General features: G+C 64.2%; 21 protein-coding genes and 2 pseudogenes. 11 read left to right on the top strand and 12 right to left on the bottom strand.

Annotated elements, in window-relative coordinates; genetic code table 11:
• Positions 1-13: 13 nt before the first annotated feature.
• The 10 genes and pseudogenes from cls to BM186_RS13485 all read left to right on the top strand — a co-directional run bounded on the left by cls (position 14) and on the right by BM186_RS13485 (position 10,547).
• On the top strand, positions 14-1,444 hold the full coding sequence (cls, locus tag BM186_RS13530) for a cardiolipin synthase (RefSeq protein ID WP_014596899.1): 1,431 nt from the start codon (positions 14-16) through the stop codon (positions 1,442-1,444).
• A gap of 27 nt (positions 1,445-1,471) precedes the next feature.
• A complete protein-coding gene (ftsH, locus tag BM186_RS13525) occupies positions 1,472-3,352 on the top strand; it encodes an ATP-dependent zinc metalloprotease FtsH (protein WP_014596898.1) in 1,881 nt (626 codons plus the stop codon).
• The gene (gene trxC, locus BM186_RS13520; protein WP_043942200.1) at positions 3,333-3,788 is read left to right on the top strand and encodes a thioredoxin TrxC; all 456 of its coding nucleotides are present in this window, start codon (positions 3,333-3,335) and stop codon (positions 3,786-3,788) included. Before ftsH ends, trxC begins: the two co-directional genes overlap by 20 nt.
• 6 nt (positions 3,789-3,794) lie before the next feature.
• Positions 3,795-4,907, top strand: coding sequence for a cation:proton antiporter (locus tag BM186_RS13515; RefSeq protein WP_014596897.1), 1,113 nt, complete (start codon positions 3,795-3,797; stop codon positions 4,905-4,907).
• Positions 4,849-5,184 carry an NAD-binding protein gene (locus BM186_RS26990; protein ID WP_256364846.1) on the top strand — a complete coding sequence of 112 codons (336 nt, stop codon included), beginning with the start codon at positions 4,849-4,851 and terminating at the stop codon, positions 5,182-5,184. Before BM186_RS13515 ends, BM186_RS26990 begins: the two co-directional genes overlap by 59 nt.
• Before the next feature lie 208 nt (positions 5,185-5,392).
• A pseudogene (locus tag BM186_RS13510) lies at positions 5,393-6,390 on the top strand (GGDEF domain-containing protein).
• A 41-nt stretch (positions 6,391-6,431) separates the two neighbouring features.
• Positions 6,432-6,920 carry a phosphate-starvation-inducible PsiE family protein gene (locus BM186_RS13500; RefSeq protein WP_004152114.1) on the top strand — a complete coding sequence of 163 codons (489 nt, stop codon included), beginning with the start codon at positions 6,432-6,434 and terminating at the stop codon, positions 6,918-6,920.
• Entirely contained in the window at positions 6,907-7,869 is a 963-nt protein-coding gene (locus BM186_RS13495; protein ID WP_014596893.1) for a zinc metalloprotease HtpX, read from the top strand. Before BM186_RS13500 ends, BM186_RS13495 begins: the two co-directional genes overlap by 14 nt.
• A gap of 19 nt (positions 7,870-7,888) precedes the next feature.
• Positions 7,889-9,040, top strand: a complete 1,152-nt coding sequence (locus BM186_RS13490; RefSeq protein WP_003116645.1) for a S1C family serine protease — start codon at positions 7,889-7,891, stop codon at positions 9,038-9,040.
• A 637-nt stretch (positions 9,041-9,677) separates the two neighbouring features.
• Positions 9,678-10,547, top strand: a complete 870-nt coding sequence (locus BM186_RS13485) for a LysR family transcriptional regulator (protein WP_014596892.1) — start codon at positions 9,678-9,680, stop codon at positions 10,545-10,547.
• A gap of 386 nt (positions 10,548-10,933) precedes the next feature.
• On the opposite strand, the gene BM186_RS13480 is transcribed toward BM186_RS13485, so the two are convergent.
• The 8 genes and pseudogenes from BM186_RS13480 to hemA all read right to left on the bottom strand — a co-directional run bounded on the left by BM186_RS13480 (position 10,934) and on the right by hemA (position 18,647).
• The gene (locus BM186_RS13480) at positions 10,934-11,242 is read right to left on the bottom strand and encodes a helix-turn-helix domain-containing protein (protein WP_014596891.1); all 309 of its coding nucleotides are present in this window, start codon (positions 11,240-11,242) and stop codon (positions 10,934-10,936) included.
• Positions 11,239-11,582: pseudogene (locus tag BM186_RS26870) on the bottom strand (toxin). The gene BM186_RS13480 and the pseudogene BM186_RS26870 overlap by 4 nt, the downstream one beginning before the upstream one ends.
• Positions 11,583-11,740: 158 nt before the next feature.
• Entirely contained in the window at positions 11,741-12,667 is a 927-nt protein-coding gene (locus BM186_RS13470; RefSeq protein WP_014596889.1) for a LysR family transcriptional regulator, read from the bottom strand.
• A gap of 13 nt (positions 12,668-12,680) precedes the next feature.
• A complete protein-coding gene (locus BM186_RS13465) occupies positions 12,681-13,880 on the bottom strand; it encodes an MFS transporter (RefSeq protein ID WP_074915921.1) in 1,200 nt (399 codons plus the stop codon).
• Positions 13,881-13,966: 86 nt separating this feature from the next.
• Positions 13,967-15,820, bottom strand: coding sequence for an asparagine synthase (glutamine-hydrolyzing) (gene asnB, locus BM186_RS13460; RefSeq protein WP_014596887.1), 1,854 nt, complete (start codon positions 15,818-15,820; stop codon positions 13,967-13,969).
• Between the two features lie 22 nt (positions 15,821-15,842).
• Positions 15,843-16,913, bottom strand: coding sequence for a Gfo/Idh/MocA family oxidoreductase (locus BM186_RS13455; protein ID WP_014596886.1), 1,071 nt, complete (start codon positions 16,911-16,913; stop codon positions 15,843-15,845).
• Complete coding sequence (locus BM186_RS13450) at positions 16,910-17,413, bottom strand: GNAT family N-acetyltransferase (RefSeq protein WP_014596885.1); 504 nt, start codon at positions 17,411-17,413, stop codon at positions 16,910-16,912. Before BM186_RS13450 ends, BM186_RS13455 begins: the two co-directional genes overlap by 4 nt.
• A gap of 1 nt (position 17,414) precedes the next feature.
• Positions 17,415-18,647 carry a 5-aminolevulinate synthase gene (hemA, locus tag BM186_RS13445; protein WP_014596884.1) on the bottom strand — a complete coding sequence of 411 codons (1,233 nt, stop codon included), beginning with the start codon at positions 18,645-18,647 and terminating at the stop codon, positions 17,415-17,417.
• Positions 18,648-18,803: 156 nt separating this feature from the next.
• On the opposite strand from hemA, the gene BM186_RS13440 reads away from it, so the two are divergent.
• A complete protein-coding gene (locus BM186_RS13440) occupies positions 18,804-19,658 on the top strand; it encodes a helix-turn-helix transcriptional regulator (RefSeq protein WP_014596883.1) in 855 nt (284 codons plus the stop codon).
• Between the two features lie 17 nt (positions 19,659-19,675).
• Here BM186_RS13440 and BM186_RS13435 read toward each other — a convergent pair whose 3' ends face one another.
• From BM186_RS13435 to parA, 4 genes are all read right to left on the bottom strand, one after another.
• Positions 19,676-21,625 (bottom strand): relaxase/mobilization nuclease and DUF3363 domain-containing protein, encoded by a 1,950-nt coding sequence (locus BM186_RS13435; protein ID WP_014596882.1) that lies wholly within the window; start codon positions 21,623-21,625, stop codon positions 19,676-19,678.
• 349 nt (positions 21,626-21,974) lie between these two features.
• Complete coding sequence (locus BM186_RS13430; protein WP_074915919.1) at positions 21,975-22,502, bottom strand: S26 family signal peptidase; 528 nt, start codon at positions 22,500-22,502, stop codon at positions 21,975-21,977.
• Positions 22,499-22,741, bottom strand: coding sequence for a hypothetical protein (locus tag BM186_RS13425; protein ID WP_074915917.1), 243 nt, complete (start codon positions 22,739-22,741; stop codon positions 22,499-22,501). Before BM186_RS13425 ends, BM186_RS13430 begins: the two co-directional genes overlap by 4 nt.
• The gene (gene parA, locus BM186_RS13420) at positions 22,738-23,376 is read right to left on the bottom strand and encodes a ParA family partition ATPase (protein ID WP_074915915.1); all 639 of its coding nucleotides are present in this window, start codon (positions 23,374-23,376) and stop codon (positions 22,738-22,740) included. The genes BM186_RS13425 and parA overlap by 4 nt, the downstream gene beginning before the upstream one ends.
• Positions 23,377-23,585 lie beyond the last annotated feature (209 nt).

Raw genomic sequence — 23,585 nt, 5'->3', positions numbered from 1 at the left:
GGGAGAGGCTGCCGTGTCCGATCCCATCGGCCTGGCATGGGCAGCCTCCCTGGCCTCGATCGCGGTGGCGGTCGTGGCCGCGGGTCACGCGGTCGTCTACAAGCGTGATCCGCGGTCGGCCACGCTCTGGGTGCTGCTGATCGGGATGCTGCCGCTGCTCGGATCGCTGTTGTACCTGCTGTTCGGCATCAACCGCTACCAGCGACGGGCACGACGGCTTTACCCGAGCGCCAGCCATCCAACCCGGGCGACCGGCCCGGCGCAGGGAGACGACGCGCAGCCGGCGGCGCTTGCCGGTCTGGCTGCATTGGTCGGCCGCACCACTGGCCAGCCGCTGACGCGTGGCAACCGTATCGATCCGTTGGTGGGTGGCGAACAGGCCTACCCGACCATGCTCGCCGCCATCGAGTCGGCCCGACACAGCATCGTGCTGGCCTCCTACATCTTTGACGGCGTGGGTATCGGCGAGCAGTTCGTCGATGCCCTGAACCGGGCGCGTGCGCGTGGCGTACAGGTACGGGTGTTGATCGACGATGTCTACGCCCGATGGGCGCGTCACAGCGCCTACAAGCGATTGCAGCGTTGCGGCGTGACGGTTGCCGCTTTCAACCCGACGCTGATCCCTGCCCGTCTGCATGCAGTGCACCTGCGCAACCACCGCAAGCTGCTGGTGATCGACGGCGCGTTGGGCTTCACCGGCGGCATGAACATCGCCTGTCCCTATTGGCAGCCCGATGCACCCGCGCAGGCTTTTCGTGATCTGCATTTTCGGCTGCGAGGGCCGGTAGTGGTGCAGCTCATGCACTGTTTCACCAAGGATTGGTGCGACACCACGGGCGAGCAGCTCGATGAGCGTTTCTGGGCCAATGAGCCCATGTCAGTCGGGGAGGCTGGAGGCAGTCTGGCGCGAGGCATCGAGGCCGGTCCCGATGAAACCCTGGACCGCATGCGGTGGATCTTCACGGGCGCGCTGAGCGCGGCGCGACATTCGGTGCGCATCTGGACGCCTTACTTCGTGCCCGATCAGCCAATCATCGCCGCCTTGAACACAGCCGCTTTGCGGGGGGTACGCATCGAGGTGCTGACGCCTGCCAATGGTGATCACCCGGGCGTGCAGTGGGCCGCGCGCGCCCATTACTGGCAGGTGATGGAACATGGTGCCCGCATTTTTGAGCGACCCGGGCCTTTCGATCACACCAAATTGATGCTGGTCGATGGTCTCTGGTGCTGCCTGGGGTCAGCCAACTGGGACGCGCGCAGCCTACGGCTCAACTTCGAGTTCAACGTTGAAGTCTATGACACTGCACTGTGCACGCAGCTGGAGGCGCTGTTCGACGGGGTCCGCAATGCATCGGTACCGGTGTTGCCCAGGATGCTGCGGGAGCGCCCGCTGGCGGTGCGATTGCGCGATGGCTTGGCACGCCTGTTCACACCCATTCTCTAACGACAGTTTGTCGAGGAGCAACGCGTCATGGAAAAGAAGAATCAATGGAACACCGGCTACTGGATCGTCGCCGTATTGCTGCTGCTGACGCTGCAGAACTACTGGCAAACGGCAAAGACCGTCGAGCCCGTGCCCTACAGCGAGTTCGAGAAGGCGCTGGCCGAGGGTCGAGTGGCGGAAGTGCTGGTGTCGGATCGCAGCGTGACCGGGCGTCTGAAGTCGCCGGACAGCCGGGGCAAGACGACGATCGTGGCGACCCGGGTCGAACCCGATCTTGCCGATCGCCTGTCGAAGTACGACGTGCCCTATGCCCGCGTGGTGGAGAGCACCTGGCTGCGCGATGTGTTGTCGTGGATCCTGCCGGCGGTGGCTTTCTTCGGCGTCTGGTTCTTCCTGTTCCGCCGCTTCGCCGAGAAGCAGGGCATGGGCGGGTTCCTCAGCATCGGCAAGAGCCGCGCCAAGGTGTTCATGGAGAAAAACACCGGTGTGACCTTTGCCGATGTGGCCGGCGTCGATGAGGCCAAGGCGGAGCTGGTCGAAATCGTCGATTTCCTGAAGAACCCGCAGGACTATGGTCGTCTTGGGGCGCGCATTCCGAAGGGCGTGCTGCTGGTCGGTCCGCCCGGCACCGGCAAGACCTTGTTGGCCAAGGCTGTGGCGGGTGAAGCGGGCGTACCGTTTTTCTCCATTTCGGGTTCGGAATTTGTCGAGATGTTCGTCGGGGTGGGCGCGGCGCGCGTGCGCGACCTGTTCGAGCAGGCACGCGGCCAGGCGCCGGCGATCATCTTCATCGACGAACTGGATGCGCTGGGCCGGGCGCGGGGTGTCGGAGGCCCCATCGGCAGCCATGACGAGCGCGAGCAGACGCTCAACCAGTTGCTGACCGAGTTGGACGGCTTCGATGCCTCCGTGGGGCTCATCATTCTGGCCGCGACCAACCGCCCTGAAATCCTCGATCAGGCGCTCTTGCGCGCCGGCCGCTTCGATCGCCAGGTGCTGGTGGACCGACCCGACAAGAAGGGCCGGCTCGACATCCTGAAGGTGCATGTCAAGAAAGTCGCGCTGGCACCCGAGGTCGACCTCGAACAGGTGGCCGCGCTGACCACCGGCTTCTCGGGCGCGGATCTGGCCAATCTGGTCAACGAGGCGGCGCTGGCCGCAACCCGCCGCCGCGCGCAGGCCGTGGAGCTGCAGGACTTCACTGCCGCCATCGAGCGCATCGTGGCCGGCCTGGAAAAGAAAAACCGCGTGCTCAACCCCAAAGAGCGCGAGACCGTGGCCTATCACGAGATGGGCCATGCGCTGGTGGCGCTGGCGCTGCCGGGCACTGACCCGGTGCACAAGATTTCCATCATCCCGCGTGGCATCGGCGCCTTGGGTTACACCCTGCAGCGTCCGACCGAAGATCGTTTCCTGATGACGCGCAGGGATCTGGAACACAAGATCGCCGTGCTTCTGGGCGGACGCGCGGCCGAGAAGCTGGTGTTTGGCGAACTCTCCACGGGGGCGGCCGACGACCTGTCGCGGGCCACCGACATCGCCCGCGACATGATCACTCGCTTCGGCATGGACGAAGGCTTGGGTTACATCGCCTTCGAAGCGCAGCGACCGCGCTTCCTCGACACGCCCGAGTTGGCCAGCGGTGGCTGCCGGGTGGCCGAATCGACCCAGGCGCGCATCGATCAGGCCATCCGCGACATCGTGATGGGCGTGTTCGAGTGCGCCTACGGGATTCTCGATGCCAATCGTGCGGTGCTGGAGCGCTGTGCTCGCGAGCTCCTGGCGCGGGAAACGCTGGATGAAGCCGATATCCGTCGCCTGACCGAGGGGCTCCAGCGCGCCACCTCGGCTACGGCGGCCGAGCCGGCCCCCCCCGCATCTACAACCCATCCCGGAGTCTCGACATGAGCGACAGCCTGCACATGTTTGCCCGCATTGCCAATCCGTCAACCGCGTACCGGCGGCCAAACTCGCCGACCAACCGAACTGCGGCCGTTGCCAGCCACCTTTGTTCACGGGCGCGCCCATCGAGCTGACCACGGCGACATTCACGCGCCACGTGGAGCGCAGCGACATTCCTCTGCTGGTCGATTTCTGGGCCCCCTGGTGCGGCCCCTGCAAGATGATGGCGCCGCAGTTCCAGCAGGACGCGCGCCTGCTGGAACCCAAGGTACGGCTGGCCAAGGTCGACACCGAGGCAGAGCCTCAATTGGCCACCCGCTTCGGCATCCGCAGCATTCCGACCCTGGCGCTGTTCCGGGGCGGGCGGGAGATCGCGCGTCAGGCCGGCGCCATGGGGGCAAAGGACATCGTGCGCTGGGCATCCTCGGCTGTGGTGAGTTGAGGGCCGATGCAGGACTTGCTCGGTACGACGCTGATTCTGCTGGTCGCCTGCAGTCTGGCGGCTGCGTTGACGGCCAGGCTGAATATCCCGACCTTGCTGGGTTATCTGCTGGTCGGTGTCTTGCTGGGCCCTCCGGTCACGGCCTGGATCATGCCGGGACCGGCGCTGAATTTCCTGTCCGAGCTGGGGGTGGCGCTGCTGCTGTTCATGGTCGGGCTGGAGTTCTCGCTCGGCCATTTCTGGCTCACCCGCAAGACCGTGCTGGTGGCCGGGACACTGCAGCTGGCGATGGTCGCCGCACCGGTGGCGTTGGCTTTGCTGTGGCTGGGGCTGCCGCTCGACAGCGCCGCACTGCTGGGCGCGGCGGCGGCCATGTCGTCGACAGCGCTGGTCAGCCGGCAGCTGGCCGATCAGGGCGAGTTGACCACACGCCACGGCCGCGGCGCCATTGCCGTGCTGGTGTTCCAGGATCTGGCCAGTGTGCCCTTGCTGGCGCTGCTGGCGATCTGGGCGCGCGGCGATGCTCCCGGGCTTGGCCGTGTGCTTGGGGAGGTGGCGGGCGTGCTGTTGCTGTTTGCCGTCTCGGCGGTTGCGTCGCGCCGCCTGTTGCATGGTTTGCTGGGCTGGGTGGCGCGGCAGGGGCACGAAGAGTCCTTCGTGCTGGTCTCGCTGAGTCTGGTGGTGGCGGCTGCGGCAGCGGCCCATGCACTGGGTGTGTCGGCTGCGCTCGGTGCCTTTCTTGCCGGCATGGTGCTGGGGGAGAGCGATTTCCGGTACCACATGGAAAACCACCTCAAGCCCTTTCGTGATGTGCTGTCGGGCCTGTTCTTCGTGACCATTGGCCTGCAGCTGGACACCGCGCAGATCGTGGCCGCACCGCTGGCGGTACTGGGTTGGCTGTTGGCCTTGGTGCCTCTCAAGATGGGGCTGAACTTTCTGGCGCTGCGCGCAACCCGCCTGGCGCGCAGGCATCGTGCTGGGTCATGGCGGCGAGTTTGCGCTTCTGCTCCTGGGCATGGTCATGCAGCAGCACCTGATCGCCGCCACCATGGTGCAACCGATGCTGGTGGCGCTGGTGTTGAGCATGGGGTTGGCACCGCTCCTGATCCGACACCATGACCGATGGGCGCGGGCTTTCAGCTGCTCGGGCGCACTCGGTCAGCCACCGCAGGCCGAAGAAGGCGAAGTCGCCGAGCGGGCGCGGTCGTTGCGCGACCATGTGATCATCTGTGAGGCGGATGACGTCGGGCTGCTGCTGAGCCGAACGCTGCGCCTGGCAGGCATACCGCATTTGCTGCTGGAATCGGACCGCCAACGGGTCGAAGCGGGGCGTGCGATGGGGGCGCCGGTGTCGTATGGCGATGCCAGTCGGCTCGACACCCTGGCCGCCGCCTGAGCTTGTCCGTGGTGGTGGCCACTGAGCGCGTAACGGATGCCCAGCTTTTGCGTAATCTGCCCAATGTCAGACTGTACCCGTTGTACCTGGCTGCGGGACTGGGACTGGCCGAGCAGGTACTGTTGATGTTGGGCATCAACGCCGACCAAGTCGACCACCGGATCGAGGAATTACGGCAGACACTCAGTGAGTCAGGTGGGGATAGACCATGAACGGGCCGACCATTTGGCTGATGGTGTCGCTACTTGCCAATATTGGCATGGCGGTTGCAATATGGCGTTTTGTTCGTACCAATCGCCAGAGGCGTGACGAGCTGAAGCATCGCCAACAAGCGCAAATCGATGACAAGGAACGGATCGCCATCGCCCTGGAGGGCGCAGGGCTGGGATTCTGGGAGTGGGATATCGCTACCGACAGCTTCAGGCTTTCTGCCCGCAGTCTGGCGATGTTCGGCTTGACCTCCGACGAGGAGGTTGGCGCCACCCATGCCGCATGGCAAGCGCGTATTCACCCGGAGGATTTACCGGTCGTTCTGGCAAAGGTGCGCGCTTACCAAGAAAACCCGTCGGAGCGATTGGAGTGCGAGTACCGCGTTCGTCATCGATCTGGCGTTTGGATTTGGGTGCTGGATCGCGGCCGTTGGCTGGGTGACGCGGGCAGGCAACTGATAGTCGGCACTCTGCTCGACATCTCTTCTCGCAAGGAAATGGAGCAGCAGTTGCTGCGTATGGCGATCACCGACCCCTTGACCGGCTTGTCGAACCGGCGGGCTTTTAACGAACGATTACAGCTGGAATGGGAGCGCCTCAAACGCAGCCCCGAGATACAAGCAGCACTTGTGCTCTGCGACATCGATCACTTCAAGCGTATCAATGACACCTATGGACACGGATGCAGCGATGAGGTGCTCAAGCACTTTGCTTCACGGTTGAGGGAACATGTTCGCGCAACCGACATGGCTGCCCGGATTGGGGGGAGGAATTCGCTGTGTTGTTGGAAGCGGCATCGATAGAAGACGCCCAAGTATGGGCGGAGCGATTTCGTCAGGACACTGCGGCGACAGCGGTGGTGTGTGGAGATGTGTCGATCAGCTATAGCGCCAGCATGGGGGTGGCTCTCCTTGACCCCCGTTTGCGCTCTGTCGAGCAGGTGATGCAGCAGGCGGACAGCGCGCTCTACCAGGCAAAAAGACAAGGGCGCAACTAAGTTGTGGGTGCACAAGTATTTCAGAATTGAGAGGAGTGGCGATGAAGGAAAAGCAAGCAGACCCGATCAAAACATTTCGCGCCCAATGGGCAGTGATGACGTTCTACGAGCGCTTCGAACAGGTGATCGCGCTCGCGCTGTCCGCAATCATTGCCGTGATCATCGTGGTCTCGCTGCTGCAGCTGATCTCGATCGTCTTCAGCCTGCTGATCATTGATGCGTTCAATCCGCTCGATCACAAGGTCTTCCAGACCGTGTTCGGCATGATCATGACGCTGCTCATCGCCATGGAGTTCAAGCATTCCATCGTGCGGGTGGCCTTGCGGCGCGACAGCATCATCCAGGTCAAGACGGTGATCCTGATCGGGCTGATCGCCCTGGCGCGTAAATTCGTGATCCTCGACCCGGAGACCGGCCCCGCCAAGGTCGCGGCGCTCGCAGGCGCGACACTGGCCCTCGGGGCGACTTACTGGCTGCTGCGCGAGCGCGATGACCGGACAGCCGGGGAAAGCTCAGATGATCAGTCGTGATCTGCGCCACGCGCAGAATGTCGGCGCGCGGCATCGCTGGCTCAATCGCCTGCAAACCGCGCTGTTGGTGCTGACCCTGCTCGGGATTGCCGCCGTCGCTGGCAGCCTGCTGTTGGGTGACGGCGGGCTTTGGCTGGCGCTTGCGGCCGCGGGGTTCACCCTGCTGCTCGAACCGGCGGCCGCCTCCGGGCTGACCTTGCGGCTGTATGGCGCACGCCCCCTGCACCCGGATGAAGCGCCCGATCTTTGGGCTGTGTTGCGCGAACTGGCGGCGCGGGCCGGGCTGCCTGCCGTGCCGGTACCGCACTACGTGCCCAGCGGGGTCGTCAACGCCTTCGCCACCGGTTCGAAGCATCACGCGGCCATCGCGCTGACCGACGGCCTGCTGCGTAGCCTCACGCCCCGCGAGTTGACCGGCGTGCTCGGCCACGAAATCGCGCATATTGCGAACGAGGATATGCGTGTCATGGGCTTGGCCGATTCCATCAGTCGGCTCACCCATCTTCTGGCCTTGTTGGGGCAGCTTGCGATCGTGCTCAGCTTGCCAGCGCTATTGCTTGGAGTCACGGAAGTCAATTGGCCCGCGTTGCTTCTACTGGCGGTCGCGCCACAGCTGGCCTTGCTGGCTCAGTTGGGCTTGTCCAGGGTGCGCGAATTCGACGCCGACCGGCTCGCTGCCGAATTGACCGGCGACCCGCACGGGCTGGCCTCGGCGCTCGCCAAGATCGAGCGGGTGAGCCGCTCCTGGCGCGCCTGGCTGCTGCCCGGATGGGGCAATCCGGAACCCTCCTGGTTGCGCACGCATCCGGCGACAGCTGAACGCATTGAGCGCTTGCTGGAACTTGCTCCGCCGCCCGCGATGCCGCCGTTTCCATCGGCCCGTTTCGCCCCCGAGGTGACCGTATCACCACGTCCGCCACGCTGGCGCACCGGCGGCCTTTGGCGCTGATTTCAACATGGAGAATGACGTGACCTACCCCGACCCCTACAGCCGCCCGGCGCCGGATCGATTCATCCGGCGCTGGCTCGTCATCACTGGCTGCATCGCCGCACTCATGCTGCTGTGGCAGTTCCTGCCCGCCATCGAAGCCTGGTTCAGTCCCCACGAAACGCAGGAGCGCACGGTGACGCCGCGCGGCGACCTGGCCGCCGACGAAAAAACCACCATCGAGCTGTTCGAGAAATCGCGCGGGTCGGTGGTTTACATCACCACGGCACAACTAGTGCGTGACGTCTGGTCGCGCAATGTCTTTTCCGTGCCGCGCGGCACCGGCTCCGGCTTCATCTGGGACGATGCCGGCCACGTGGTGACCAACTTCCACGTGATCCAGGGGGCATCGTCTGCCACGGTCAAACTGGCCGACGGTCGCGATTATCAGGCTGCGCTCGTTGGCGCCAGTCCTGCGCACGACATCGCGGTACTCAAGATTGGCGTCGGCTTCAAGCGCCCGCCGGCGGTGCCGGTGGGCACCAGTGCCGATCTCAAGGTGGGGCAAAAGGTCTTTGCCATTGGCAATCCCTTCGGGCTCGACTGGACGCTCACCACCGGCATCGTCTCGGCGCTTGACCGCACCCTTTCCGGCGACGCCAGTGGCCCGGCCATTGACCACCTGATCCAGACCGACGCCGCTATCAACCCCGGCAATTCCGGTGGCCCGCTGCTCGATTCGGCTGGGCGGCTGATCGGCATCAATACCGCCATCTACAGTCCGTCTGGCGCCTCGGCCGGCATCGGCTTTGCGGTGCCGGTCGATACCGTCATGCGCGTGGTGCCGCAACTCATAAAGACCGGCAAGTACATCCGTCCGGCGCTGGGCATCGAGGTGGATGAGCAGCTCAACGCGCGTCTGCAGGCGCTGACCGGCAGTAAGGGCGTATTCGTATTGCGCGTGACGCCGGGCTCGGCGGCGCACAGGGCCGGGCTCGTCGGCGTCGAGGTCACCGCAGGCGGCATCGTGCCCGGCGATCGCGTTATCAGCATCGACGGTATCGCCGTCGACGACGTCACCACATTACAGGCCCGGCTAGACGACAAGAACGTTGGAGATGTTGTGGTCTTGTTAGTGGAGCGGGCCGGCAAGACTCGCGAGATGCTTGTGGAACTACAACCGGGAGTTTGATGGAAAGTGGGTCATGGATCTGCACAGCGAAGCAGCCAAGCGACTTCAGCCTTGCGCCGAACTACGAGCCCTAGCTAGTGCAGTGGGGAGAAGGCTGTTTAGGTTAAATGGATATAAGGGAGTCATTTTTGATTGTGTTTTTAAAAGAAGGTGTTGATTTTTTTGGGTAAGCATTTAGGGCGTCCAAGGGTTGGAGCAGTTGGCACGGATGAGAGAGCTCAATGCTCGCTAGGGATTGGATCTATGTGTTTTTTCTGACTGACTGCTTACGTGTTGGAACGGGCAACATCGGAAAAGGATGAATCTTTATTCTCACCATTTACCGTATTTTTCGAGCCTGGGCGAAAATTAGGATGATACTTTAGCGCCCTTAATCATTCTCCCATGAAAGGCAAAACGATCCAGTCTCGGGTGTAAGTGCTCACAACATACTGATATAAAAGGGATTTTTTATGAATAGGAGAGCGCGCGACGTTTCTCTCTGTTTTTAGGGTTAGGATGAAACTTTATTTGCATCCCACACTTGCTCCAAGCTCGCAGGTTTTATCTCGGCGGCAATATGCGGCGCGCATCAGCTAAAGAAAAACGAATAATTCGGTTATAAGCTATCAACTAATCGAATCCATACGCCGAGACCATGAACTATCAGGATCTTCAGATCGACTGGCTGAAATGCTTTGTCGCCGTGGTGGATGCCGGTTCGCTGTCAGGCGCAGCGCCCGAGGTTCATCGCTCTCAATCTGCCGTCAGCATGCAGTTGAAAAAACTGGAGGCAGCGCTGAACTGTCAGCTCCTGAGGCGCGGCCCCAGGCAGCATCAGTTGACGCCACAAGGACAACTACTCCTGGGCTATGCGCGACGCATGCTCGACCTGCATGCAGAAACTCAGGCTGCCTTTCATGGCCAGGAGCTGACCGGGCAGATTCGTCTGGGTGTTCCTGATGATCACGCCGCCCGCTATCTCACGCCGGTGCTCAAACGTTTCGCACAGCACCATGGCAGTGTGGAAATCGAGTTGAATTGCGAACAGTCGACCGCCTTGATTCCTCGTGTCGAGAAAGGGGAACTCGACCTCGCGCTGGTATCACGCGACCATCCCCGGCACGGAACCCTGCTGTTTCATGAACCACTGGTGTGGGTTGGCTCGGCGCAGTTCCAGACATGGCGGCGCGACCCGCTGCCGATTGCCGTCTACGAAAGCACCAGCCTGGCGAAGCGCAGCGCCATCAACTCGCTCGCTTTGCAGGGGCGCCGCTACAAGGTGGTCTACAACAGCTCCAGCCTGGCTGGGCAACTCGCAGCGGTTGAGAGCGGTTTGGCCATTGCGGTGCTGACCCAATGCAGTGCGCCTGCCCACCTGGAAACCTTGGGTGCTGAGCACGGGCTGGGGCCGCTTGAACCGATGGAAGTGGCGGTCTATCGAAGCAGGGCCTCACAAGCATCGGCGGCTGTCGACAGACTTCACAGCCTGTTGATCCAGACACTCAGGCAGTCGTCTGCAACATAGACGCGCTGCCTAGGCCGACGGCTATTAACGTCCGCTTCTGGCCGATTTCTGCCGGTTGTGATCGGCAGTCCGTGGCCGGAGGTCGCTCCCTACCTGATTGTAGGGTTCACTCTCAGCGCTGGGAACTATTCGGCTAGCAACGTTGTAAGCCGGTTGACTCTGATTGCTTTCCGCTCCAGATCATCATCGAGATGGGTAGGCTGGATGATCAAGGTGACAGCGCGCAGAGCCATCAGTGTCCTGTAGACGCTGACGGAGGGCGAACGAGTTGTGGTGAAGGGCTGTGCATGCGGCTCGCCTCACATCGCTTCCCAATCTATTTGAGTACCCGACGAGTGATTCTGCCCGTTTGCTGTTGTTACAGGGACCATCTGCGCTCTGGTGATCTACGCCAGTTCGCGTATGAGGTCCGGATGCTTGTTCAGGATACGGATGAGAACAGTAGCCTGGTCGTTGGGCTTTGAGCGGTTCTGTTCCCAGTTTTTGAGAGTCGCTGGCTTGGCGTGAATGGCCTGGGCGAATACACCCTGAGACATCTTCAGCTTTTCGCGCAGTGCGACGATTTCCGCGCCTGTCGCGGGCTCGATTGGCGTGTATTCGACCTTGTGGGTACGCAGCGTACGCTTGCCTTCACGTGCTGCGGCCAGGTCGTCGAAGCCTTCGATCAGCTCGGAAAAAATATCGCGTTTGGTCATGGTGCTTGCCTCGCCTTCACTTCGCGCTCAAGGAGCGCTTTCAGCTGCCTACGCTGGTCACTGCTCAGGTCATCGAGTTCGTCTTTGTCATACAGGGTGAAGAGCCAGAACTGCAGACCGCGGAGCCAGTAGTAGTAAATCACCCGAACGCCACCTCGCTTCCCCTTGTTGCGCCTGACCGATCCGAAACGGACCTTCCGTAGACCACCGCTGTTGGCGATGACTGCGCCTGCCTCCGGGTTGGCCAAGAGCATCTGCTGGAATAGCGAGTACTCGTCGTCATCCAGGTGGACTTTTCGGTTGCGCTCAAGGGTGACAGCTCAACGAACAATGCTTTCATATGTATGCGCTATTTGCGTATATTTAATGGTGAGTGTCTTCTTGTCAAGAAATGAGCAGGTGGCCAGATATAAGAAATGTGGCAGCCTGGCTGGGCTGCCGCTAAGACGCTCTTCTGAGAGGGCTCGCCGCGACGGGGAGATCTAGTGCCTGGGGCGATCAGGCGATTTCCTTCTGTGATGTGTGATCCGGCAGCAACGCTTGGCTTTCCGCCGGACTCACCCGCCCGATAAACCGGGCCAGTTGTTCGGCCGGATCGCCTTCGCGCCGCACCAAGTAAGTGGTTAGCATGGTTGCGCAGCCGTCTAGCGGCCTGGCCACGACGTCCGAATTGTTGAGTTCGTTGATGCGCGCCAGGCTGGAGAAGCCCAGGCCATAACCCGCGGCTACCAGCGCCATCATCAGATCCAGGGTGGGAACGCGGTCGGCAATGGTCAGTCGCGTATCCACGGCGCCCAGAACCCGCTGCAACTGTTGCCAGAAGCCTTGGCAGACCTGCGGATCGCAGAGCACCAGCGGGTAGCGCACCACTTCGTCGAGCGGCACGCGTCGATAGGTCAGCAGCGGGTGGCGAGCCGGCACCGCCACTACCAGTGGATCGAACCAGACCGGCTCGGCCACCAGCCCATCGCCGACCTCGTCGGACTGTGCAAGCCCGATATCGAACAGGTCATCGTTCAGGCCTCTGATCTGTTCGCTGAAGGTGACTTCCGACAGGCAGATCTCGACCTCCGGTTCCTCCTCGCGGCACTGGGCGAGCAGGGCGGCCAGGCGTGACTGCGGGATGCCATCGGACAGTGCGACGCGGATGCGCCCGCGGTAGCCGGCCGCCGCGCTTTTGACGCTGGCCTTGGCCTGGTCGACCACGGCCAGCACCCGGCGAGCTTCTTCCAGCAGCACCTTGCCGGCCCAGGTCAGGCGCGTGCGCCGCGTGGTGCGTTCGAACAGCTGCACGCCCAGGCGGTACTCCAGTTCCTTGATGATCCGCGACAGGGGCGACTGCTCGATATGCAGGCGCGCGGCGGCACGCGCAAAATGCAGTTCTTCTGCGACGGCAATGAAACAGCGAAGGTGGCGCAGTTCCACGGCCTTTCCTCCGTCAGTTGTAGGGTTCGGCTTGCACGTCGCCGTTCCAGGTTGGTTGGCGACGCAGGTTGACGATCTGCAGCAGGGCGCCCAGCGCGGCGACACCACCGGCACTGGCGGCCAGGGTCCAGGTGGGCAGCTGCAACAGCAGCACGAAGCCGCCGGCCGCGGCACCGATGGCGCTGCCCAGGTACAGCGCCGACTCGTTGAGGGCGATGGCCAGGTTGCCGTCGCCTTGTGCCTGACGCGCCAAGATCAGCTCGTTATTCTGCGGCACCTGCAGCGCCCAGCCGACCGCGCCCCACAGGGCGATGGGCAGCATCACCAGCCAGGTGCTGATGGCCGCCGCCAGCGGCAGCACGAACAGCGACACGGCGAGGATCAGCATGATGGCGAAGGTCAGCACCGGGCCCTTGATGCGATCCACCAGCGGGCCGATCAGGAAGCTGCCCAGCACACCGCCGATGCCCCAGACCCACAGATAGGGCGTGACCGAGCGCACCGCGCCGTAGGCCGGGTCAGCCAGCAGCGGGGCGATAAAGGTATACATGCCCAGGCTGGCAATGGCGGCCAGCAGCGAGACTAGCAGGATGACCAGTACATGGCCGTCGCCGAGGATCGCCAGCTTCTGCCCCAGCGTGGTGGCGGTGGCTGCCGGCAGGGAAGGGAGCTTCAGCAGCAGGCCGGAGAAGGCCACCAAGCCGAGAAGGGTGACCAGCCACAGGGCGGCCTGCCAGCCGAGCTGTTCGGCGATCAGCAGGCTGAGCGGCACGCCCAGTACCACGCCGCTGGCCATGCCGCCCATGATGATGGCGATGGCCTTGCCGCGGCGTTCCGGGGTGGAAACGGCGGCCGAGGCACCGATGCCCATGGCCAGGTAGACGCCGGCGCCGATACCGGCGATGGCGCGCCAGACCATCAACGCGGTGAAGCTCTCGGCCAGCGCGCTGGCGGCGTTGGCGATGACGAACAGGCCCAGGGCCAGCAGCAGGCCGGCACGCTGGCGATGCGCCGGCGTCAGGGCGACGAAGATCGGCGAACCCAGGCCGTAGGCCAGGGTGAAGGCGGTAACCAGCTGGGCGGCCACCGCAACGGAGACCGCGAACGAGGCCTCGATCATCGGGATCAGCCCGGCGGTGACATAGGAGGCCATGCCGAGGGCGAAGGCCCCCAGCGCTATGAGGTAGATGGGGGATTGGTTAGGTGTGTGCATGCTCGGACTCGCTTGCGTTGCAAGAACGCGTGGGTGGTACAGCGGAGGGATGCGGCCCCGCAACGGGGCCGCATCCGGTTGGGGGACTAGAGTTCGAGGCTGACGTCGTACTCGTTCAGCCAGGTGTTGAGGCCGACTGCCAGCTCCATGCCCATGCGCTCGTACATGGGCGAGACACTGCCGAGCGGCTTGGCCAGGGTCTGCTGGATACGGCCGCTGTCGAGCAGGGGCGTCACCGGCGCATTGCGATCCGCCTGGATGGCGGCCAGGGCGTCACGCAACGCCTGCTCGTAGGCCGGGTCCTGGGTCGAGGGGTAGGGGCTCTTGACCCGTTCGCTGATCGATTCGGGCAGCAGGTCGCGGGTCGCCGCGCGCAGGATGCTTTTCTCCCGCCCGTCGAAGGCCTTCATCGCCCAGGGGATGTTGAAGGCGTACTCGACCAGGCGGTGATCACAGAAGGGCACACGCACCTCGAGGCCGACGGCCATGCTCATGCGGTCCTTGCGGTCGAGCAGGGTCTGCACGAAGCGTGTCAGGTTGACGTAGCTCATCTGCCGCATGCGCTGGTCGACAGCACTTTCGCCCGGCAGTACCGGCGCCTCGGCAATGGCCTGGGCGTAGCTGTCGCGCAGGAAGCTGTGCATGTCCAGTTGGGCCAGCAGGCCCGGGTCGAACAGGGTCTTGCCGTCGAAGTACTTGCCGGTGACCGATGTCAGCCAGGGGAAGGTGTCGGCCTGGATCGCCTCCGGATCGTGGAACCAGCGGTAGCCACCGAACACCTCGTCCGCGCTCTCGCCGGACAACGCCACCGTCGAGTGCTTGCGGACCTCCTGGAACAGTCGGTAAAGCGATGGCCACATGTCGCCCCAGAAGGCCGGTGGCAGGTCGAGGGCGCGGACGATCTGCGCACGCAACGCTGGATCGGCCAGCTCACGACTGTCGAGGACGATCTCCTGGTGGCTGGAGCGAATCTTCTCCACCAGGTCGCGCACGAAGGGCGCATCTGGCGTCCCCCGCACGGCATCGCCGGTGAAACCGCTGCCGTGGTCGACGAAGTCGACGGAGAAGGAGCGGATGTTCTCCTTGCCGGCGGCCAGCAGCTTCTTCGACGCCAGCGCGGTGATGATCGAGGAGTCGAGACCGCCCGAGAGCAGGCTGCACAGCGGTACGTCGGCGACGATCTGGCGGTCGACGATGTCCTCCAGCAAGTCGCGGGTATGGCGGATGGTCTCGTCCAGCGTGTGCTCGTGCTCGCGCGCCTCGAGCTTCCAGTAGTGGCGGCGACCGAGGCCCTGGCGGTTAATACGCACGATCTCGCCCGGCATCACCTCGCGCATGCCATCGAACACGGCGTGGCCTGGCGTCTTCACCATCTCCAGGATCTCGCGCAGGCCGTCGGCACGCACCTTGCGCGGTACCAGCGGGTTGGCCAGCAGTGCCTTTGGTTCGGAGCCGAACACCACACCGTCCGCGGTGGGGAAGTAATACAGCGGCTTGACGCCCATGCGGTCGCGGATCAGCAGCAGCTCCTGCGAACGCAGGTCCCAGATGGCGAAGGCATACATGCCGTTGAGCCGCTCGACGAAGGCCTCGCCCCATTCGACATAGGCGCGCAGCACCACCTCGGTGTCGCTGCGGGTTTTGAACTGATGACCGAGTCGCTGCAACTCGGTGCGCAGCTCGCGGAAGTTGTAGACCTCGCCGCTGTAGGTAATGGCGGCGACCTCGCGCGGGCCACCGTGCATAGCCGTCATCGGCTGACGACCGCCCTCCAGGTCGATGATCGACAGGCGCCTGTGACCCAGGCCCACCGGCCCGTCGATCCACAGCCCGCCGGCATCCGGGCCGCGCAGGGCCATGGTGTCGGTCATGCGCTGCAGGGTGTCGCGTTGCGTTTCCAAGTTCTGGCTGTAGGACAGCCATCCAGCGATTCCACACATAGTCGTTCTCCTTGTGATTGGGTTACCCGAGGCTTTCCAGGTCGCTGTCCTCGGCCAGCAGCACGCGCGTCTCACCAAGGACGTAGCGCGCCGGTGCTGGGGTTTGGGCATGGGTTTCAAGCTCGTTGAGCAGGCGCTGCAATGTCACTGCGGTGTCGAGGCCGGCGAAGGGCTGACGGGGTGGCTCCTTGAGCGCCACGGCGCGCACCACCTGCCGGCACAGCCGCGAGAGCTTGTGCAGGGTGTCCAGGCCTGGCTCGTCGGGGGCGGTGGCGAACTCGTGCAACAGCTCCTCGGCGCCGTCGGCGCCGCGCGTCCAGATCCGCAACTGGTCTTGATCCCAGCGCGGCGTGTCGAACACCAGGCGCGCATGGATCAGCCGGGCATCGTGGTCGACGAAGCTGTAGTCCAGGGTGCGCTGGCGCACGATGTTGACGAAGCTGGCGTAACCGGTGACCCGTGCTTCGCCCATGCTGGCGGTGAGTTGCACGGTGTCGAGTACCTCTGCGCCGGAGATGGAGAAGTCCGAACGCACGCCGAGTACGCCACCGAGCTGGAGCTGGCCGGCGCGCGGGCAGATCCAGCCGACCAGATCCAGGGCATGGATCACCTCGCTGGTCACACCGCAGGTCGGGCGGTAGTCGTTGATGCGGTCCTTGCCCCAGTGGAAGCTGGCCCGCACCAGTTGCCAGTCGTGACGCCCGACCCAGTCGCGCAACTGCTGGGTTGCGTCCGAGTAGCGCTCCACCAGATCCAGGGCAAAGCCGCCGACCTGATCCAATGCACCGAGCAGCTCGTCCAGGTCGTCGCCCGGCGTGACCAGCGGCTTCTCGCAGAGCACGAAGCCACGGTAGCCGGCCAGTTGCTTGAGCACGGGCGCATGGCTGTGGTCGTTGACGCTGACCACCACGATGTCCGGCGCAAAGACTTCCAGCGCGCGGGGGACGCTGTCGAAGTAGGGCAGCTCAGTCGCCTTCCGCCGGCGCCCGACATAGGCTAGCGACAGCGGCAGGCCGGTGCTCGTGGCGATATGTTCGAAGGCCCGGCGGTAACGGTTGCCGGCGTAGCCCAGGCCGATGATCAGGATCTTCATGCCGAGGCCTCCTGACGGATCAGCAGGCGCTCGTCGCTGGCGGTGAAGCCCAGGGCCTGGTACAGCGTGCCGGCGGCCTCGGTGCTCTGCAGCACCACGCAGCCGACGCCGCGGTTGGCGAACCAGCGCAGCAGGTGCTGCATCAGTTGCTTGGCGATGCCGCGGCCGCGCCACTGCGGCTCCACCACCACCGATTGCACCCAGCCGGATAGGCCGTTGAGGCAGCCCGGCGCCGGCGCGCGCTGGTCGATGATGGCCGTCGCGCAGCCCAGCACCTGGCCGGACTCCCTGTGCTCGGCGGCGAGGATTTGCACGCAGTCACTGTCGTTCAGGCGGCTGTTCAGCCAGGTGCGGTAGGCCGCCCGCCAGCGCGCCGCGTCCTCCGGTGTCTTGCTCGAATAGCTGGCGTTGGTGCCGTCCAGCAGATACGCACGCAGTTCCACCAAACTGGCCAGGTCGGCCTGGGTCGCCGGGCGCACGGTGAGGAAGGACTGGTCCATCTCAGGCCACCTCCGCAGCAAACACCTCGGACGCCAGCGGGATGCTGAAGTGGTCGAAGGTCTCCCTCAGCGACACCGCCAGGTGCTCGATCTGCGCGTCGCTGTGGTTCGGCGTGGCGTTGACGCGGAAGCGCTCCGTCCCTACCGGCACGGATGGATAGTTGATCGGCTGCAGGTACACACCATAGTTATGCAGCAGGCGTTCGGCCGCTGCCTTGCAGCGCTTGGCTTCACCTACCCGCACCGGTAGCACGTGGGTCTGCGAGCAGGGCATCACCGGCACGTCATGGTGCTTGAGCCGCTCGCGCAGCTTGGCGGTCTGGGCATGCAGGCGATCGCGCTCGGTACTGCTGGCCTTGAGGTGCTCGACGCTGGCCAGGCAGCCTGCGGTGATTGCCGGCGGCAGTGAGGTGGTGAAGATGAAACCTGTGGCGAAGGAGCGCACCGCATCGACGATCACCTGGGTCGAGGCGATATAGCCGCCGATTACACCGATGGCCTTGGCCATGGTGCCCTGGATGATGTCCACCTGATCAGCTACACCCAGCTCGGCGGCGATACCGGCGCCACGTGGGCCGTACATGCCCACCGCATGCACCTCGTCGAGGTAGGTGAGGGCGTTGTAGCGCTTGGCGATCGCAACGATTTCAGCGATTGGGGCAATATCCCCGTCCATCGAGTAGATCGACTCGAACACCACGATCTTCGGCTGACCCAGCGGGTAGCTGGCGAGGATCTGCTCGAGGTGCGCAACATCGTTGTGGCGGAAGATCTTGCGCTCGTTGGGCGTGGAGCGAATGCCGTTGACGATGGAGGCGTGGTTCAGCTCATCGCTGATCACCACGCAGTCGGGGATGCGCCGCAGCAGGCACTGGAGGGTGGCATCATTGGAGCCAAAGCCGGTGGGGAAAACCAGCGCCGCCTCCTTGCCGTGCCAGTCGGCCAGGCTAGCTTCCAGACTGGAATACACCTCGTGCGAGCCGCCGATATTGCGCGATCCGCCGGAGCCCGCTCCGTAGGTCTCCAACGCATCGTGCATCTGTTCGCGCACTGCAGGATGTTGCGACATCCCGAGGTAGTCATTGCTGCACCAGACCACCACCGGTTCTTGCTCACGGCCATCCAGTTTGGCCAGCGGGTACTGGCCGCAGATGCGGCTGAGGGTGGTGAAGGTGCGGTACTGGTTGGAGGACTTCAATGTCTCCAGTTGTTCCCGAAGAAGTGCTTGGTACATCCGTTTATCTCCTTAGCGAGTTGATGACACGTCTCTGTGTGGTTCCTCATCAAGCGAGAGCCCTGGCACGGGTAATTGCGGCCAGGTCGGGCTATTCTTCTCGGGATTTATAGGGGTTACAATTTGACTGTTTATCCTAGTACTGGAGGTAACCGGATGAGCGCGCCTCGCACAGCCGAACGCACTCGGGTAGAGCTGGCCGAATTCCTGCGTAGTCGCCGCGAACGAATTTCGCCGGAGGAGGTGGGTCTGCCCGCCGGCAGTCGACGGCGCACGCCGGGGCTGCGTCGCGAGGAGGTCGCGGCCCTGGCCGGGGTGGGTTTGTCCTGGTACACCTGGCTTGAGCAGGGCCGGGATATCAGCGTTTCCGCGACCTTCCTCGACAACCTTTCGCGCACGCTCAAGCTGGATGCCACCGAGCGTCGTCACCTGTTCCTGCTCGCTCACCAGCGCCTCCCGCCAGAGCCAGGGAAGACCTGGTGCACGGTGCCGGCGCTGATTCATCGCCTCATGGGGGATCTGACGTCACGTCCGGCCTACGTGCTTAACCTGCGTTGGGATGTGCTGGCCTGGAACGCCGCTGCAGATCGGGTGTTCGGTTTCTCCGCGCTGCCGGCGGACCGCCGCAACCTGTTGTGGATGCTGTTCACCAGCCCGGCCATGCGCGAGCTCTTCAACCCTTGGGATGAGCAGGCGCTGCAGATCCTCTCCAGTTTCCGCCGTGACTTCGTGCGGGCGACCCAGGATCCGGATATCGCCGCGCTGGTGAAGGATCTGGAGAAGGCCTCGCCGGACTTCAGAGAATGGTGGCGACAGCAGGACATCCACGGCCCGTGCCAGGGGATCCGTCACCTGTACATCGAAGCAGTTGGCCAGGTGGTGTTCGAACACACCACGCTGACCATCGACGAGGACCGCCACCTGCGCCTGGTCTACTATGCGGCCAAGGAGGGTAAGCCGCACAGCCAATCCTTCGAGCAGTGGCTGCAGCAGGAGCCGTCGCTGGTGTAGGCCCCGCTGCCTGTTGCTCAACCAATCGACGGCCCGCGCTGGCGACCCAGTTGCCAGGAGACGCTGTTGCCCTGGATTAGCGCCGACACGCTCTGCCCGAGCCTCTGCTCGATCACCGGCTTCCACGGCACCAGGCTGAAGCCGATGCCATCGTCGAGCAGGGCAAAACGGCCGCTGGTCAACTGCACGCTACGTCGGTAGATCCCATTGACGCGCTGGCCATCGACTGCCGGGCGGTACTGCAGGCCCGTCTGCGCCGAGATCTCGCGCGCTACCGCGGTCAGCTCCCTTCCGCGCAAGGTGGCCAGCAGGTTGCGTGCGAGCACCACGCGTTGGCCCTGGCGTTGGGCCAGTCCCTGTACCACCAGGAAGTCGGCGCGCTGCCGCAACGCTTCGCGCACCTCCTTGCCGAAGCCCGTGTCGACCAGCTCTCGGCTGCCGCCGATCAGCTGTTGGTCCAGCCAGGTCGCACCGACGGCGCGCACCTGCTGCTCGAGGGGCAGCGGCGTGCGCAGCTGGACGGCGACATCGCCCAGGCGGCGAGCATCATGCTGCCGGCCTTGCTCGGGCAGGTCGGCCGGCACCCGCCAGACACCCTCGGCCAACCGCTCGACGATACCGGCCCGGCGCAGGGCTTCCAGACGCCGTACATGGCGCTCGACCAATGCCTCGGTGTCATGCCCGTCGCTCGACTGCGAGCGTGCCAGGGCCAGGTGGTGATCGGTGCGATAAAGGCCGCCCGCAGCCAGCGAAGCAATCGACCGATCCACCGCACGTGGTTCGCTCGGACTGCGTGTTTCCACCAGGCCGCCAATGGGGTAGTCGGCCAGCTCAGCGCGGGCATGCAGTCTCAGGTAGTGGGCCTTGCCGTCGAGTCCATCGACCACCAGATAGCCACGGTCGTTTAGCTCGTCGGCCAGGCCCTTGGCCATGATCCGACCGACCACAACAGAACCATCCTTGCCCGGCTCGAAGACCGCCAGCTCGCGCTGCAGGCTACCCATGGCCCGCTGCATCGTACGCACGATATCGCCGCGCTCGCCCATGGTACGCAGAGTGGCCTCGGCGTCGTCACGCAGGATCCATTGTCCTGGCCGAACTTCATGTGCGAGTTCAAGCTTCTGCAATTGCTGCAGGCGGCCGATCAGCAACTGCCGGCGCGGATGGTTGGCGAGCGATTTCAGGCTGAGCACGCCGGTCTGGTGTTCGCGCAGCAGGGTGCGATCCAGGCTGGTGAAACGCTCCTGCTGCACCTCTCGCTGCAGGCTCTGTTGGATCTCCAGTTCGGTACGCGGACCGAGCCATTCGGTGGCCAGCTCCGAGGCGCGGTTGCGCATGCCCTCGGCGATGTAGTCGCGGGCGATCACCAGGTCCTTGCCGGTGTCGTCCTTGCCACGCAGGACGATATGGGTGTGCGGGTTGTCGGTATTCCAATGGTCGACCGCCACCCAGTCGAGGCGGGTGCCGAGGTCGGCCTCCACCCGGCTCATCAGGTGGCGGGTGTAGGTGCGTAGGTCATCGAGCAGCTCGGCATCCTCGGGCGAGACGATTAAGCGAAACTGGTGGCGGTCGTCCCGGCCGCGCTCCTCGAACGCATTAATGTCGGCCTGGTCGGTCAGCGGCCCGTAGGCCTGGCCCGGATCGCCCTCACGACTGACGCCGTCGCGCTCGATGTAGCGCAGGTGGCTGAGCGTCGAGCGCTTGCCGGCCTGGCACAGGTTCACCAGGCGCGTCTTGATGGTGACGCGACGGGCGTTGGACGGCAGTTGCTGCGCGCTGAAACGGGCGGCGACATGCCCGCGGCCGAGGCGGGCACCGGGCTGGTGGCCTGCCTTGCGCGGCTTGCCGGTACCGGCCTTGTTGGCCTGGCGCAGCACCTGGTTGACGAAGGGTTGGCCGCGTTGCTGCGGCTTGCCTGGCTGCGGGCGAAAGCGTAATTCGTCGTCCGGACGGCTTCCCTTGGTCATGTTTAGACTCCTCCAAGCTGATCGCAGTACGGCGTGTCAGGCACGCTTCTAAGCCAGTGTCGCTGTGGGGCGAACACGATTTCGGCACCTAGCGACGTAGGCTCTGTGTTGCCACCAACCCCCGTGCAGACTGCTCTTCGGGCCAACGAAGTGCCGCCCCCTTTTATCTTGCCCTCCGCTTTTTTCGTGCCTTTGCGCTGCTGAGTTGGGTAATCAGGAGAGGCGGGACGACGACTTCCAAAGCTCCTGGCCGGCAGGCGAGGGCAGAGGTATCTGCAGCCTGGCGGCGCGCGAGTGCGCACACCGAGCGCATGCAGTCGGCAGGTGGATCGACACGGAGAGGGTCTGTTCATCGACGCGACTCCAGCGACAAGGGCTGCGCCCGACCAATCATCGCGTCGGCAGACACCGGGCCGAAGTAGCGGCTGTCGAACGACGCCGGGTTGCTGCTGCTGAGCAGAAACAGCTCATCGCCAACCAGGCGCCGACAGGCCTGCCAGCTTGGCAGCGCGCGCCCCTGTCGATCCCACCTCATGCGCCTGGCAACCACGACGCCATCGATACGCACCTGACTGCCCAGAGCACATACCCGCTGCGGTGCCATCGCCGCCACGGTCTTCAACAGCGGCACGTTCGCCGGCAGATAGCCGCGCTGCGCCGACAGTGACCTCATCTCCGATGGCAGATCTACCAACACCAGATCTCCCGGCGCCAACGAGTTGGCCGGCGAAATGCGGTACCAGCCGACAGGCACGCTGTCGGATGCGTTGTAGACCAGTCGTGGTGGCGACGTCGCAATTGCTGCCCAACCCAGGGCAAACAAGCTGCAGGCGAACAGCGCCAGTGGCCACCGTACGCCGAGAGCACCCAGCGTCATGTCGTAGCCTCCGGAAACTGCCGCTCCAGCACTTCGCGCAGCATCTCCGCCATGGTCACGCCGCGGTCGAAGGCCGCCAGCTTGATCCGCGTACGTAGTGCTGGCGTGACGTCCAATGTCAGGCGGGCGCTATAGCGCTCGACCTTGCCGTTGTCGATTCCAGCGCCTTGGCGTATCCAGGCTTCGGCCTGCGGATCGGCCAGTGGACGTGCACCGATACCGATGCGCTTGCTTCTCATGGCGACCACCTCAGCAACTCGTCGACTAGGCTGCTGACCTCGCGTGCAGCAGCGCTATCCGGTGCCAGTTCGCGTGCCAGGCGACCGGCTGCCACGCTCTCGGCGAAGACGATGCGTTGGCGCACTTCGGCTTGCAGTGCTGGTAGCGGTTGGTCGGCCAAGGCGCCGCGCGCTTCGCGGCCGATCACCGTGGTGCTGACGCGGCGGTTGATGGCAAACGCCGCGCGCAGCGTGGGCCTGAAGACCTGCGCCTCGCGGATCAGGTTGACCATCTCCGCGCTGGCCCACAGGTCGTAGGGGCTGGGCTGCACCGGGATCAACACGCGATCGGCCGCCAGCAACGCCGAGCGGGCGAGGGCGGCGATGCGCGGTGGCCCGTCGATGATCACGTGATCGGCACGACGGGCGAGCTCCGGGGCTTCCTGATGCAGCGTCTCGCGCGCCAGGCCGACAGCACTGAACAATCTCGGTAAACCTTGCTGGCTGCGCCGTTGTGTCCAGTCCAGCGCCGAGCCCTGCGGGTCGGCATCGAGCAGGATGACGTTCTGTCCGCGCAGGGCCAGTTCGCCGGCGATATGGGTGGCCAGGGTGGTCTTGCCCACCCCGCCTTTCTGGTTGAGCAGAGCGACGATCATGGCCGGACCTCCCCGACCAAACTGCCCCGTTCAGCACCTGTCCACACAGCGGCGCTGTCCCAATAACAAGTTAGAGCTTTTAAGTTAGTTAAGTTAAGAGGAGCTGAAAGGCCCGCCAGTCGTAGCCTGCAGCGGAGTTCGTGCGCCTGATAGCACGATGGGGATGCGCCTGATAGCACGAGCCCGGTTGCGCCTGATAGCACGACTGC

The sequence above is a fragment of the Ectopseudomonas toyotomiensis genome, from assembly GCF_900115695.1.
GTDB classification, from domain to species: Bacteria; Pseudomonadota; Gammaproteobacteria; order Pseudomonadales; family Pseudomonadaceae; genus Aquipseudomonas; species Aquipseudomonas toyotomiensis.
This window is presented reverse-complemented; position numbering and strand designations above follow the sequence as displayed.